This is a genomic window from Rhodococcus sp. BP-160, assembly GCF_019836205.1.
Classification (GTDB): Bacteria; Actinomycetota; Actinomycetes; order Mycobacteriales; family Mycobacteriaceae; genus Rhodococcoides.
In genome coordinates, this window is record NZ_JABUEK010000001.1 from 582,175 (window position 1) to 595,541 (window position 13,367).

The window sequence follows — 13,367 nt, forward strand, 5'->3', positions numbered from 1 at the left end:
GTCGCCGCGTTGTTCTCTCGTCGGCGTTCGAGAAAGAGACCGAATGACACGTCATTTCACCCGTCGGGGCACTGCTGTCGCTCTCGGCGTGGCACTGAGCGTCAGCCTGGCAGCGGGCTGCTCCAGTTCGGGCGGCGCACCGGAGTCCTCCGGTGACGGCGGCGGCAACGCCGGCACGGCCGACACCCCGCGCGCCACGATCGCGATGATCACGCACGAGGTTCCCGGTGACACGTTCTGGGACCTCATCCGCAAGGGCGCCGAGGCGGCTGCGGCCAAGGACAACATCGAGCTGCGCTACTCGGCCGATCCCGAGGCCCCGAACCAGGCCAACCTGGTGCAGAGCGCCATCGACTCCGACGTCGACGGCATCGCGGTCACACTGGCCAAGCCCGACGCCATGGCACCCGCCGTCGAGGCCGCCACGGCCGCCGGCATCCCGGTCGTCGCCTTCAACTCCGGCTACGACGCGTGGAAGGACCAGGGCGTCCAGCAGTACTTCGGCCAGGACGAGACCATCGCCGGCCAGGCCGTCGGTGCGCGTCTGACCACCGAGGGTGCGAAGAAGACCCTCTGCATCATCCAGGAGCAGGGCCAGGTCGCCCTCGAATCCCGTTGCGCCGGTGTGACGCAGGGCTTCACCGGCGGTTCCACCGAGATCCTGAACGTCAACAGCAAGGACATGCCGTCCGTCGAGGCCACCATCACGGCCAAGCTGCAGCAGGATCCGACCATCGACCACATCGTCGCCCTGGGCGCCCCCATCGCGCTGACCGCGGTGCAGTCCAAGGCGAACGCCAACTCCGAGGCCACGGTGGTCACCTTCGACACCAACGCCGCACTCGTCGAGGCCATCCAGAGCGGCGACGTCGCGTGGGCCGTCGATCAGCAGCCGTACCTCCAGGGCTACCTGGCCGTCGACTCGCTGTGGCTGTACCTGAACAACGGCAACACCATCGGTGGCGGCACGCCCGTTCTGACCGGCCCGGCCTTCATCGACTCGACGAACATCGACGCGATCGCCGAGTACGCCAAGGGCGGCACTCGCTAGCCTCCACGCACACGAGATCCGGTGCAGAGATCCGCGTTCACCGCGGATCTCTGCACCGGATTCGTCGTCGTGGGGTCAGGTCAGGTCGTTGTTCTTCGTCTCCACCAGTGCTCGCGTGCAGATCAGACTGAGCACCGACAGGAGCGCCAGCATGACGCCCACGGCGATGCTGCCGAACTGCGCCGTCAACGGAGCCGCCAGCAGCGGTGGGATCGCACCGCCGAGCACGCCCGCCAGGTTGTAGCCGAGACCGGCACCGGTGTAGCGGAACCGGGTCCGGAACAGCTCCGGGAGCAGCGCACCGGTGGGGCCGTAGGCGATACCGAAGATGGACAGGGTCACGCACATCGCGATCACGTACGCCGTACTCGATCCCGTGTCGAGGATCGGGAACAGGGCGAGCGACCAGGGAACGGCCGCCGCGCAGGACACCATGATGACGCGGCGCCGACCCACCCGATCCGAGAACGTCGCCGACAGCGCGATGGTGATGCCGAAGATCACCGCACCGACGATGCCGGTCCACAGCACGAACGGCCGGTCGAAGCCGAGGGTCTTCGTGCCGTAGCTCGTGAGATACGCGGTGCCCATGTAGAACAGCGAGAACAGCGACGCCAGCGCACCGGCCGCGAGCAGCACCTCGCGCTTCTGCACGTGCCACGCCTCGAGCACCGGGAGCCGGGTGGGAGCGGACGGCGTGGTCGCGGCGGCGGCCTGATCGGCCTTGAACACCGGCGTCTCCTCGATCGCGAGGCGCATGTAGAGACCGATCAGCACCAGCACGGCGCTGAAGAGGAACGGGATGCGCCACCCGTAGTTCAGGAACGTGTCGTTGGTGTCGCCGAACACGGCGCCGGTCACCAGGAACGTCGCGCTGGAGAGGATGAAGGCGGCGGCCGGACCGAGCTGCGGGAACATGCCGTAGAAGCCGCGCCGCTTCGCCGGTGCGTACTCGGCGGTCAGCAGCGTCGCTCCCGCCCATTCGCCGCCGACGGCGAACCCCTGCCCGAACCGCAGCACCACCAGGATGATCGGTGCGGCGACGCCGATGGTCGCGGCACCGGGGAGCAGCCCGATGACGAAGGTGGAGACACCCATCAGCAGCAGCGTCGAGATCAGCGTCTTCTTGCGCCCGATGCGGTCGCCGAAGTGGCCGAACAGCACAGCTCCCGCGGGACGCGCGACGAAGGCGACAGCGAAGGTGGCGAACGAGGCGACGGTGCCGGCCGTCGATCCCAGTGCCGGGAAGAACACCGTCGGGAACACCAGCGCGGCCGCGGTGCCGTAGATGAAGAAGTCGTAGAACTCGATGGTCGTTCCGATGCCGCTGGCGACGGCCACCTTGCGGACGCTCGTGGCGGGCGGTGCCGCGACGGGTGGTGCCGAGGTGGCGCGCGCCGTCGCGTCGTCCGGCGAAACTGTGGTCATGGTTCTCCATCCGAGGTGAGGATCGTCCGAATCGTCGGACTCGGGAGGAACGTATGTGACCTGAACCACTCCCACCACCCTCCGAAGAGGGGGGCGGGATCTGGCGGGCGGGCGGTCGCCCGGCGCTACGCTCGACCGATGATCGTCGATGCCCTGCTCGCCGTACTCCCCGCCGATCGGGTGGTGGTCGATCCCGACGTCATGGCGTCCTACCAGCACGACGAGGCCGAGTGGGCGCCGTCCGCGACCCCTCTCGCGGTGGTGCGTCCGGCCACGGCCGACGAGGTCCAGGCGACGGTACGGGCGTGCCTCGACCACGGCACCGCCGTGGTGACCCGCGGCGCCGGGACAGGGCTCTCCGGAGGCGCGAACGCCACCGCGGGGTGCATCGTCCTCGCGCTCGACCGCATGACCGCGATCACCGAGATCGACCACCTCGAGCGGTACGCCGTCGTGCAACCGGGCGTGATCAACGACGATCTGCGCGCTGCCGTCGCGGAGGTCGGCCTCTGGTACCCACCGGATCCGGCGAGTTCGCCGTGGTCGACCATCGGCGGCAACGTCGCCACCAACGCCGGCGGCCTGTGCTGCGTGAAGTACGGCGTGACCCGCGACTACGTCATGGGCATGGAGGTGGTCACGGGCACCGGTGAGAAGGTCCGACTCGGCCGACGCACCGCGAAGGGCGTCGCGGGGTACGACCTCGCCGGACTGATGGTCGGCTCGGAAGGAACACTCGGCGTCATCACCGAGATCACCGTCAAACTGCGCCCCCTCCAGGACCCGCAACGCACCGTCGCCGGCTACTTCGACTCGATCGTCGCCGCGGGCCGAGCGGTCGCCGCCGTCGCCGCCGCCGGGCTCACCCCCTCCGCTCTGGAACTGGTGGACAAGCAGTGCCTCCTCGCGGTGGACGCGTGGAAGAACATGGGACTGTCCGTCGACGCCGAAGTGGTGCTGCTCGGCCGCGTGGACACCCCCGGGCAGATCGGTGACCAGGAAGCGGAGAAAATGCTCGCCTGCTTCGACGAAGGCGGCGCCACCTGGTCGGCGGTGTCCACCGATCAGGAGGAGGCGGACGCGCTGTTCGCGGCGCGGCGCCTGGCCTACCCGGCCATGGAACGACTGGGCCCGGTGCTCACCGAGGACGTGTGCGTCCCCAAACGGCATGTGCCGGAAATGCTGTCGCGGATCGAGAAGATCGGCATCGCCCACGACGTCGTCATCGCCAACATCGCCCACGCCGGCGACGGCAACCTGCACCCACTGCTCATCACACCCCCGGGAGACGACGCCGCCCGAGCACGCTCGCAGGCGGCGTTCGCCGAGATCATCGACGCCGCACTCGCCCTCGGCGGCACGGTCACCGGCGAGCACGGCGTCGGCCTGCTCAAGATGCACGGACTCGTCCAGGAACTCGATCCGGTGGTCCTCGCGATGCACCGCGCGGTCAAGGACGCACTCGATCCGCAGGGCATCCTCAACCCGGGCAAGGTGTTCGACCAGCTAGGCTCGCCCGTGTGACCGACACCCCCGCACGTCCCGTCATGCCCGACGACCTGCGCGAGTTCGCGGAGGCGGCAACAGGATTCATGCCCGCCGACGAGGGACTCGCGCTCTTCGACGCCACCGCCGAGTTCCTGGGCGACGGCGTGGTGGTGGAGATCGGCACCTACTGCGGCAAGTCGACCGTGTACCTCGGCGCCGCGGCGCGCGCCACGGGCGGCCGTGTGGTCACCGTCGACCACCACCACGGATCCGAGGAGCACCAGGTCGGCTGGGAGTACCACGACACCACGCTCGTCGACCCGGCCACCGGTGCGCTGGACACTCTCGGACGATTCCGCCGCACCCTGGCGGGGGCGGGCCTCGAGGACGTCGTCGTCGCCGTCGTCGGCCGTTCCGGCGACGTCGCCGCGCTGTGGAAGCATCCCGTCGACGTGCTGTTCATCGACGGCGGCCACACCGACGAGGCGGCCACGGTCGATTTCCAGGGGTGGGCGCCGTGGGTCGCGGTCGGAGGCGCCCTGCTCATCCACGACGTGTTCCCGGATCCGGCGGACGGCGGGCAGGCCCCGTACCGCATCTACCGGCGCGCCCTCGACAGCGGCATGTTCACCGAGAACCGCGTGGTCGGCTCACTGCGAGTGCTGGTGCGGACCTCGGGTCAGCCGGGCACGCTCGCCGGGTAGAACTCCCCGGCGCAACCGCAGCTGCGATGCGCACCGGAGAGCCCGACGGGCAGATCGTCCCCCCGGAAGATGCCGGATCCGGCACTGGACCGGGACAGGGCGTCGGCCGCCAGAATCATGGCTCCGGTGGTCCACGTCGTCCTCTCGACGGGCCACCGCTTGCCGTCCGCGTAGACCAGCCCGGTCCAGTACGACCCGTCGTCCTCCCGCAGGTGCTGCATGCTTCCGAGCAGGTCCGTCGCCACGTCGACCCGGTTCATCGCGTCGAGAGTCAGAACCAGCTCACACGTTTCGGCACCGGTGACCCACGGTCGGTCGTCGACACAGCGGATTCCGAGCCCCTCCACGACGAAGTCCGACCACCGGTCGTCGATGCGCCGCCCGGCCGCCGGTCCGCGCACGGCGCCGCCCAGGATCGGGTAGTACCAGTCCATGGAGTACGACGGCTTCGGCGTGAAAGCCGAGAGGTGATGCCGCAGAACGTGACCCAGCCGGCCGACGGCGACCTCCCAGTCCGGCTGCGGGTCGCCGATGTACGCCGCGAGTGCCAGCGCGCACCGCAGACTGTGGTGGATGCTGGCGTTCCCGGTGAGCAGGGCCTCGGCACGCGATCCGTTCGGCCCTGCGGCCCAGGCGATCTCGCCGCGGTCGGTCTGCAGACCGAGGACGAAGTCGACGGCGCGGCGCACGGTGGGCCACAGGGCCAGGGCGAAGTTGTCGTCGCCGGTGACGAGGAAGTGGTGCCACACTCCCACGGCGATGTATGCGCAGAAGTTGGTGTCGGCGCCGGCGTCCTCCACGACGTCGCCGCGCAGCCGGATCGGCCAGGTGCCGTCGCTGCGCTGCGTGCGCCGCGACCACTCGTAGGCGGCGTCGGCCTCCTCGACGAGGCCCGCGGCGCTGAGCGCCATGGCCGATTCGACGTGGTCCCACGGGTCGAGGTGCCCGCCCGCGGACCACGGAATCGCCCCGGACCGGACCTGGACGGCGGCGATGCTGCGCGCACTGGCGAGACACTGCTCGGCGGACAGGATTCCGGGAACCGACGGCGTCACGTGATCAGTGAGCGCCACGTCCGGCCCCCGGTCCGCCGATCCCGGTCTCCGGCTTGCGCAGGTAGATCACCACGGACTTGCCGATGACGGGATTCAGGACCTGCTCGAGCACTCGGGTGGTGCGCGGGGCCTTCATCATGTCCCACACCAGCATCGAGTGATAGCCGCGCACCAGCGGGTGATCGTCGTTCCGCACCCCGACCGCGCACTTGAGCCACCAGTACGGAGCGTGCAGTGCGTGCGCGTGGTGGGTGTGCGTGACCTCGAGGCCGGCCGCGGTGAGCGACGCCGCCAACTCACTCGCACGGTAGATCCGGACGTGGCCACCCTCGTTCGCGTGGTACTCGTCGGAGAGGGACCAGCAGACCCGCTCGGGCAACCAGCGCGGGACACTCACCGCCACCGTGCCGCCGGGGCGCACCACGCGCGCGATCTCGGCGATGGCCGACGCGTCGTCCGGCACGTGCTCGAGCATCTCGGACACGATCACCCCGTCGAACCACTCGTCCGGGAACGGCAGGGACAACGCGTCGCCGACGACCGTCTCCGCCGTGGCGGACTCCGGTACCTGCTTCTCCTCGGCCATCGCGCCGAACATGACCTTGACCTCGTCGAGTTCGTCCGCGTTCTGGTCGAAGGCGGTGACATGGGCCCCGCGGCGGTACAACTCGTAGGAGTGGCGCCCCTGGCCGCACCCGATGTCGATGACGCGATCGCCCGCACCGAAGCCGAGCCGGTCGAAGTCCATCGTCAGCATGTCGTCTCTCGATTCCCTCGTCCACGGCGATCGGCGATCGCCTTCTCGTACTCCGCGACGGTCGCGGCGGCCACCGCCGGCCAGCCGTAGGTCTGCGTGGCCCGTTCCCGCCCGCGCTCGCCCATGGCGCGTCGGCGGGGCTCGTCGTCCAGCGCGCGCATCAGGGCCCGCGCCAGGGCGTCGCTGTCACCGGGAGGCACCAGATCGGCGCAGAGCCCGTCGGGCCCCACGACCTCGGGGATCGCCCCGGTGCGGCTCACCACGAGGGGGGTCGCGCAGGCCATGGCCTCGATGGTCGGGAGCGAGAAGCCCTCGTACAGCGACGGCACGCAGGCCACGTCGGCCGACGCCAGCACGCGCGCCAGTTCGGCGTCGTCGAGACCGCTCCGCGTCCGCACGATGTCGTCGATACCGAGATCGTCGATCAACGTCCGGGTCGGCCCTGCGGGGTCCACCTTCGACACCAGTTCGAGTTCGACATCCCGCTCGGTGCGCATCTTCGCGACCGCCTCGAGAAGGTGCCGCACACCCTTGAGGGCGACGTCGGCACTCGCGACGGCGACGATGCGGCCGGGAACTCGCGGCGCCGCGCCGGGGGTGAACACGGTGGTGTCGACCCCGAGCGGGACCACCGTCACCGCACCCGGAGCGACCCCGAACGCGTCCACGATGTCCACCGCGGACGAGCGGGACACGGTCAGCAACCGCGGGATCCGGCGCGCCACCCGCCGCTGCATGGTGAGGAAGCCGTACCAGCGCCGCACGGTGATCCGTCGTCGCCACGGCGCCCCCGCGAGGTCGAGGGCACGGTCGCGGGTGATGGGGTGATGAATGGTGGCCACGAGCGGCAACGGGATGCGCAGCAATCCGTAGCTCAGCGATTGGTTGTCGTGCACCACGTCGAACTCGTCGGCTCGCGCGCGCAGCAGACGAGCGGCGCGCGCCCCGAACGTGCGGGGCTCCGGGAACCCGGCCGTCCACATGGTCAGCACCTCGGACACGTCGACCAGGTCTCGGATCTCGGAGGGCCGCGGGGTGCGGAACGGATCGTCGTCTCGATAGAGGTCGAGGCTCGGTACTCGCGTGAGCCGCACCCGCGGGTCGAGATCGGGATAGGGCTGACCCGAGAACACCTCGACCTCGTGCCCCTCGTCCACCAGCGCTCGACTCAGACGCGCGACGTAGACACCCTGACCGCCGACGTGGGGCTTGCTCCGGTAGGACAGCAGAGCGATACGCACGTGGGTCCCCCGAGCTGTCGCGGCAGTGTGATGGCAGACACCCTCGCCGCGGTGGAACCGGCGATCATGTCCCGATGTGTCTACCACCTTCCGTTCTTCTCGAATCCACACGACCGACGACCAGCACTGATTCACACTGGACCTCCCCGCCACCCGAGATCGAGGAGACGACGATGACCGGAACCGGCGACAGGGCGCTGCACATCCACTCACCGGCGGGTCTGCCGTTCATCGATGTCCGGCGCGAGTTCGACGCACCCGTGTCCGCGGTCTTCCGGGCGCACGCGGAGCCCGAACTGGTGTCCCGCTGGCTCGGTCCCGCCGGCTACGAGATGTCGGTCGAGGAGTACGACTTCCGTGGCGGTGGCCGGTACCGCTACGTCCACCGTGATCCCGGCGGTGCGGAGTACGCGTTCCACGGCGTGTTCCACACGGTGCGGACGAACGAGTTCGCCGTGCAGACCTTCGAGTACGAGGGCTTCCCCGACGTGGTGAGCATCGAGTTCCTCACGTTCGTCGACCTGGGTGACCGCTGCCGGCTGGAGGGCCACTCGGTGTACCCGACACTGGAGGCGCGGGACTCGATGGCAGCGAGCGGCATGGAGAAGGGCATGCGGGAGGGCTACGAGCGCCTGGACGATCTGCTGGGCTGACGGGTGGTCACAGGCGCAGCGCGGGGTCCATCCGCTCGATCAGGGTGTCGAGAGTGATGGGCAGGTCTCGCACCCGGACACCGCACGCGTGGAACACCGCGTTGGCGATGGCAGCAGGCGACCCCACGATGCCGATCTCGCCGATCCCCTTGCTGCCCATCGGGTTCAGATCGTCGTCGTGCTCCTCGACCCAGATCGCCTCGATGTCGGCGACGTCGGCGTCCACCGGGACGTGGTACTCCGCGAGGTCGGCGTTGAGGAAGCCGCCGTGTCGTCGATCCACGATGCCCTCCTCCATGAGTGCCATGCCGATACCGAACACCATGCCGCCCAGGAGCTGTGACCGAGCCAACCAAGGGTTCAGCACACGGCCCACGGAGAAGTCGCCCAGCATCCGCGTCACGCGGACCTCCCCCGTGTCGACGTCGACGTGCACCTCGGCGAAATGGGCGCCGAACGCCTGCCGCGCCAGCGCCGCACGCTCCTCGAGGTCGTCGGTGGTGTCCGCGGTGGCCGTCGCACCCGGTGCGAGGTCTCCGTCCGCGCGCAGCGCACGACAGGCCTTGGTCACCGCCCAGCCCCACGACGAGGTACCCGAGGACCCACCTGCGCCGGGCGCCGTGGGCAGCGCACTGTCCCCGACGTGGATGTGGACCCGGTCCAGCGCGACCTCGAGCGCGTCGGCGGCGATCTGGGCGAGCACTGTTCGCGCGCCGGTACCGATGTCCGACGCGGCGACGGACACGTCGACCGTCCCGTCGTCACGGACGGTCGCCCGCGCCGTGCTCGGCGACGTCATCGCGGGGTAGGTCGCCATCGCGACACCGGTCCCGACGAGGGTGCGTCCCTCTCGGCGTATCGCGGGCCGCGGGTCGCGCCCGGACCAGCCGAAGCGTCGCGCGCCCTCCTCGAACACGGCGCGGACGGTCCGCGAGCTGTAGGGGTGCCCGTCCGCGGGGTCGACCGACGGCTCGTTACGCAGCCGCAATTCGACGGGGTCCGTTCCGAGCGCGTGGGCCAGTTCGTCGACCGCGCACTCGAGGGCGAACATGCCGGGCGCCTCACCGGGAGCGCGCATCCAGCGTGGTGTCCCGACGTCCAGTGCGACCGCGCGGTGCGTGGTCGAGACGTCGTCGATGTCGTACACGTGGCGACTGCCCTCGGAGGTCTGCTCCACGTACTCCATCACGGTGGAGGTCTGCTGGAGCGAATCGTGCAGCAACGCCGTCATCGAGCCGTCCGCGTCCGCCGACAGTCGGACCCGTTGGATCGTCGGCGTCCGGTAGCCGACGAAGTCGAAGGTCGACCGACGTGGAACCGGGAACGAGACCGGCCGACCCACGACGGACGACGCCATGGCCGCCACGACAGCGTTCGGTCGGGTGCTCCCCTTCGATCCGAAGCCGCCGCCCACGTGCCGGGCGATGACGCGCACGGCGTCCGAGTCGACGCCGAAGAGATCGGCGAGATCTCCGGCCACGCCGGACGGCGCCTGCGTCGAGTCCCAGACTGTGAGGGTCGACCCGTCCTCGCTCCACGCGGCGATCGACGCGTGCGGTTCCATGGGCGCATTGTGTTCGGGCGGCGTCGTGTAGCGGACGTCGACGCGCACCGCGGACTCCTCGAAGCGCCGCTCCGGTTCCCCGGTGACGACATCGGTGTCGAAGCCCGCGTTCACCTGCTCGGGTGCGTAGATGCCCGGGTGATGCTCCCGTAATTCGTTGTCGCACTGTCGACTCTCGTACGTGACGTCCAGAACGGAGGCCGCGTACGTCGCCTGCTCCGACGTCTCCGCCACGACCACGGCGACGATCTGCCCGCGGTAGGCGACGACATCGGACTGGAGCACCTGCAACTCGCCGTCCCCGGCGGACCCGAGCGTCGGGCCATTGCCGTGCCACAGCACGGCGAGGACACCCGGAAGCGTCAGCGCCGAGGCGCGGTCCACGTCCAGCACGCGCCCCGCCGGAACGGCGGCGCCGACGATCGCCGCGTGGGCCGGTTCTCCGCCGACGTCCCGGTACTCCGCCGCGTACCGAGCGGCTCCAGTGACCTTGTCGCGGCCCTCGAGCCGTGCGACCGGTGTTCCCGTGACGGTCATCGGGTGGCCGCCTCGTCTGCGGCCGCGTCGGCGAGGGACATCACGGTGGAGGCCACCGTCGACGCGAGGAGCGACAGCTTGTAGTCGTTGTCGGGGAACGTGTGTGCCGCCGCGAGCTCGTGCTCCATCGCAGCGATCACGCCGCTCCGGGACGGGATCGCCCCGAGCAGCTCGGACTCCGCTACCGTGGCCCGCCACGGCTTGTGGGCAGCTCCGCCGAGCGCGATGCGCGCCGTGGTGAACACCCCGTTCTCCACGACCACGACGGCGGCGACGGACACCCTCGCGAAGGCGTAGGACGCACGGTCCCGCACCTTCCGGTAGGTCGAGCGCGCACCGGGTGGAAGCGGCGGTATGTCGAGATGTGTCACCCACTCGTCCTGTCGCAGAGTCGAATCGCGTTCAGGTGCGGACTCGGGAAGCCGATGCAGATCGACGAACCGGATCTCGCGCACTCCGTCGGTCCCGACGACGGTGACAGTGGGATCGAGCACCGCGAGACCCACGGCCATGTCCGAGGGATGGGTGGCGATGCAATGCTGCGATGCGCCCAGCACCGCGGCGTTGCGCCGATCGCCGTCCAAGGCCGAGCAGCCCGAGCCCGGTTCACGCTTGTTGCACGCGGTGTCGACGTTCATGAAGTACGGACAGCGGGTGCGCTGGAACAGGTTCCCACCTGTGGTCGCCATGTTCCGCAGTTGACCGGACGCACCCGAGAGCACGGCGCGCGACAGGACGGGGAACTGCGAACGCACGACGGGGTCGGCGGCCAGATCGCTGTTGCGAACGAGGGCCCCGACGCGCAGACCCGGCACCCCGCCGCCACTGCCGTCGTTCCACTCGATGTCCGCCAAGGCCAGACCCGTGATGTCGACGAGCCGGTCCGGGGTCTCGATTCCCAGCTTCATCAGATCCACGAGGTTGGTTCCGCCGGCCAGCACGCGGGTGGACCCCTCGGCGAGTGCGGACGCGATGGTCGACGCGTCGGCGGCACGGTCGTACGCGAAGGTTCTCACTGTTCCGCGCCCGTCTCCATCGTCCGATCGGATCTGCCGTCGACGTTTTCTCGCACGGCATCGACGATGTTGGGATAGGCGCCGCACCGACAGATGTTGCCGCTCATCCGTTCACGGATCTCCGCGTCCGAAGCCGTCGGCACGCTGTCGAGGTCCTCGGTGACGGCGCTGGGCCATCCCTTCTTCACCTCGTCGAGGACAGCGACGGCGGAGCAGATCTGACCGGGGGTGCAGTAACCGCACTGGAACGCGTCGTGCGCGAGGAACGACGCCTGCACAGGATGCAGGTCCTCTCCGTCGGCGAGCCCCTCGACGGTGGTGATGTCGTCGTCCTGCGCCGCGACGGCCAGCGTCAGGCAACTGACCACGCGCCGACCACCGGACAGCACCGTGCACGACCCGCACTGGCCGCGGTCGCATCCCTTCTTCGACCCGGTCAGCCCGAGCCGTTCACGGAGCGCGTCGAGGAGGGTCGTCCGGACGTCGCACTCGATCCGGTGCTCCTCGCCGTTGACCGTGAGGCGTACTCCGACATCTCCTGTGGCGAGGCTCATACTCCGGGCTACCCTGCGCTCCCGCCGTCAAACCGTCCCCGGAACACCGGACTACAGGGGCAGGGCGCTCTCACGCACGGCGTCGGGCGCGTCGACCGGGGGCACGATGCGTCGGAACCACTCGGTGCCGAACGCGGACGCGAGATCCTCGTCCGACATGGGGATGAACGGGCCGAAGTCACCGATCTGCGACTCGTGCACCACCATCGCCGCCCGCTTGGCGGCCAGGACCCCGGACACGTCCACCGCGGTGGTGAGTTCCGACTCGGGCAGGCCGAACGCCTCGATGTCGAGCTGCGAGGCGTCCTCGTTCTCGCCCGGATCCCAGTTGGGGTTCGCCGTCATCATCTCGCGCATGCGGTCACGGTTCATCGTCGCCTCGTAGACGAACGGCACCTCGGCGATGGCCGCGGCGCGCACCCCCACGTGGTGCACCTGCACGTGGTCGGGATGGCCGTAACCACCGTGCGAGTCGTAGACCGTCAGGACACGGGCCTGCTCCTCGACGAGAACGTCCGCGAGCCGCCGAGCGGCCTCCTCGACGTCCACGTTGGCGAAGGCGTGCGGGTTCGTGTTGCCCTCGGTCCCGGCCATCCCCGAGTCCGCGTATCCCAACAGGACCACACGCTGCGCACCCAGCACCTCGGCCGATCGCTCCAGCTCGCGCTGCCGACGATCGTGCAGCGACTCGCCCTCGGTCAACAGGCCGTCGGGCACCTCACCGAGCGCACCGTCCGTCGCCGTCACCAGCACCACTCGGTGGCCGGCGTCGGCCGCCGACCGCATGATCCCGCCGGTGCCGAACACCTCGTCGTCGGGATGGGCATGAAAGCACACCAACACACTCATCGGCAGATGGTCGCACGGGCGCGGTGCGCGGGCTCGATCACGTCGGGTGTCGACCCGCCGCGTCGGTGCGCCGACAGATCGTGATTGTCGCCGTCGCTTCCGGGGAACGCGATGCGTCATGACGCAGAGGAACGAGACGGTGGACGACGTGTGGGACGACTGGAAGGACGCGGTCACCATGACGCGGAAGGAGCTCGAGGACTGGCTGACGACCGACGAGTCCCGCTCCGTCGGTGACTCGAAGGACGGTGAGTCGACGGGGCACGAGATGGGGCGGCGCATCACCTCGATCCTGGACACGAAGAAATCCGATCTCACGGACGACGACGTCGCCGCGATGCGCAAGGTCGTCGGATACGTGCACCGACATCGCGCCCAGGGCCCCTCGAAGGACGTGGAGCACTCGCGGTGGCGCTACTCGCTGATGAACTGGGGACACGATCCGCTGAAGTGACACCCACGTCAGATGA

13 protein-coding genes are annotated in these 13,367 nt (G+C 69.6%); 5 read left to right on the forward strand and 8 right to left on the reverse strand.

Annotated features, from left to right (window positions below; translation table 11 throughout):
* The first annotated feature begins 43 nt into the window (after positions 1–43).
* Positions 44–1,051: a substrate-binding domain-containing protein gene (locus HQ306_RS02685; protein WP_027503955.1), complete on the forward strand. Its 1,008-nt coding sequence runs from the start codon at positions 44–46 to the stop codon at positions 1,049–1,051.
* Positions 1,052–1,126: 75 nt separating this feature from the next.
* Here the strand turns inward: HQ306_RS02685 and HQ306_RS02690 are convergent, their stop codons facing one another.
* Positions 1,127–2,479 (reverse strand): MFS transporter, encoded by a 1,353-nt coding sequence (locus tag HQ306_RS02690; RefSeq protein WP_222627478.1) that lies wholly within the window; start codon positions 2,477–2,479, stop codon positions 1,127–1,129.
* Between the two features lie 138 nt (positions 2,480–2,617).
* Here HQ306_RS02690 and HQ306_RS02695 point away from each other — a divergent pair, with 138 nt between their 5' ends.
* The gene (locus HQ306_RS02695) at positions 2,618–4,003 is read left to right on the forward strand and encodes an FAD-binding oxidoreductase (RefSeq protein WP_222627479.1); all 1,386 of its coding nucleotides are present in this window, start codon (positions 2,618–2,620) and stop codon (positions 4,001–4,003) included.
* 23 nt (positions 4,004–4,026) lie between these two features.
* Complete coding sequence (locus HQ306_RS02700; RefSeq protein WP_222628841.1) at positions 4,027–4,671, forward strand: class I SAM-dependent methyltransferase; 645 nt, start codon at positions 4,027–4,029, stop codon at positions 4,669–4,671.
* Here HQ306_RS02700 and HQ306_RS02705 read toward each other — a convergent pair.
* The 3 genes from HQ306_RS02705 to HQ306_RS02715 are packed head-to-tail and all read right to left on the reverse strand — an operon-like array spanning position 4,647 to position 7,724.
* Positions 4,647–5,744 carry a prenyltransferase gene (locus tag HQ306_RS02705; RefSeq protein ID WP_308115379.1) on the reverse strand — a complete coding sequence of 366 codons (1,098 nt, stop codon included), beginning with the start codon at positions 5,742–5,744 and terminating at the stop codon, positions 4,647–4,649. The genes HQ306_RS02700 and HQ306_RS02705 overlap by 25 nt on opposite strands.
* Positions 5,731–6,483: a class I SAM-dependent methyltransferase gene (locus tag HQ306_RS02710; RefSeq protein ID WP_027503960.1), complete on the reverse strand. Its 753-nt coding sequence runs from the start codon at positions 6,481–6,483 to the stop codon at positions 5,731–5,733. The genes HQ306_RS02705 and HQ306_RS02710 overlap by 14 nt, the downstream gene beginning before the upstream one ends.
* Positions 6,477–7,724 carry a glycosyltransferase family 4 protein gene (locus HQ306_RS02715; RefSeq protein ID WP_027503961.1) on the reverse strand — a complete coding sequence of 416 codons (1,248 nt, stop codon included), beginning with the start codon at positions 7,722–7,724 and terminating at the stop codon, positions 6,477–6,479. Before HQ306_RS02715 ends, HQ306_RS02710 begins: the two co-directional genes overlap by 7 nt.
* A 173-nt stretch (positions 7,725–7,897) precedes the next feature.
* Between HQ306_RS02715 and HQ306_RS02720 the strand changes: the two genes are divergently transcribed.
* Positions 7,898–8,377: an SRPBCC family protein gene (locus tag HQ306_RS02720; RefSeq protein ID WP_027503962.1), complete on the forward strand. Its 480-nt coding sequence runs from the start codon at positions 7,898–7,900 to the stop codon at positions 8,375–8,377.
* 7 nt (positions 8,378–8,384) lie between these two features.
* Here the strand turns inward: HQ306_RS02720 and HQ306_RS02725 are convergent, their stop codons facing one another.
* The 4 genes from HQ306_RS02725 to HQ306_RS02740 are packed head-to-tail and all read right to left on the reverse strand — an operon-like array spanning position 8,385 to position 12,897.
* A complete protein-coding gene (locus HQ306_RS02725; protein WP_222627480.1) occupies positions 8,385–10,478 on the reverse strand; it encodes a xanthine dehydrogenase family protein molybdopterin-binding subunit in 2,094 nt (697 codons plus the stop codon).
* Positions 10,475–11,494, reverse strand: a complete 1,020-nt coding sequence (locus tag HQ306_RS02730) for a xanthine dehydrogenase family protein subunit M (protein ID WP_222627481.1) — start codon at positions 11,492–11,494, stop codon at positions 10,475–10,477. The genes HQ306_RS02725 and HQ306_RS02730 overlap by 4 nt, the downstream gene beginning before the upstream one ends.
* Positions 11,491–12,048 (reverse strand): 2Fe-2S iron-sulfur cluster-binding protein, encoded by a 558-nt coding sequence (locus HQ306_RS02735; RefSeq protein WP_222627482.1) that lies wholly within the window; start codon positions 12,046–12,048, stop codon positions 11,491–11,493. The genes HQ306_RS02730 and HQ306_RS02735 overlap by 4 nt, the downstream gene beginning before the upstream one ends.
* Before the next feature lie 51 nt (positions 12,049–12,099).
* A complete protein-coding gene (locus HQ306_RS02740; RefSeq protein WP_222627483.1) occupies positions 12,100–12,897 on the reverse strand; it encodes a PIG-L family deacetylase in 798 nt (265 codons plus the stop codon).
* A 118-nt stretch (positions 12,898–13,015) separates the two neighbouring features.
* On the opposite strand from HQ306_RS02740, the gene HQ306_RS02745 reads away from it, so the two are divergent.
* Entirely contained in the window at positions 13,016–13,351 is a 336-nt protein-coding gene (locus tag HQ306_RS02745; RefSeq protein ID WP_056447328.1) for a DUF3140 domain-containing protein, read from the forward strand.
* The last annotated feature ends 16 nt before the right edge of the window (positions 13,352–13,367 follow it).

Coding starts and splice junctions, on each gene's coding strand:
- HQ306_RS02685 (WP_027503955.1), top strand. CDS start 44: ATGACACGTCATTTCACCCGTCGGGGCACTGCTGTCGCTCTCGGCGTG.
- HQ306_RS02690 (WP_222627478.1), bottom strand. CDS start 2,479: ATGACCACAGTTTCGCCGGACGACGCGACGGCGCGCGCCACCTCGGCA.
- HQ306_RS02695 (WP_222627479.1), top strand. CDS start 2,618: ATGATCGTCGATGCCCTGCTCGCCGTACTCCCCGCCGATCGGGTGGTG.
- HQ306_RS02700 (WP_222628841.1), top strand. CDS start 4,027: ATGCCCGACGACCTGCGCGAGTTCGCGGAGGCGGCAACAGGATTCATG.
- HQ306_RS02710 (WP_027503960.1), bottom strand. CDS start 6,483: ATGCTGACGATGGACTTCGACCGGCTCGGCTTCGGTGCGGGCGATCGC.
- HQ306_RS02720 (WP_027503962.1), top strand. CDS start 7,898: ATGACCGGAACCGGCGACAGGGCGCTGCACATCCACTCACCGGCGGGT.
- HQ306_RS02725 (WP_222627480.1), bottom strand. CDS start 10,478: ATGACCGTCACGGGAACACCGGTCGCACGGCTCGAGGGCCGCGACAAG.
- HQ306_RS02735 (WP_222627482.1), bottom strand. CDS start 12,048: ATGAGCCTCGCCACAGGAGATGTCGGAGTACGCCTCACGGTCAACGGC.
- HQ306_RS02740 (WP_222627483.1), bottom strand. CDS start 12,897: ATGAGTGTGTTGGTGTGCTTTCATGCCCATCCCGACGACGAGGTGTTC.
- HQ306_RS02745 (WP_056447328.1), top strand. CDS start 13,016: ATGACGCAGAGGAACGAGACGGTGGACGACGTGTGGGACGACTGGAAG.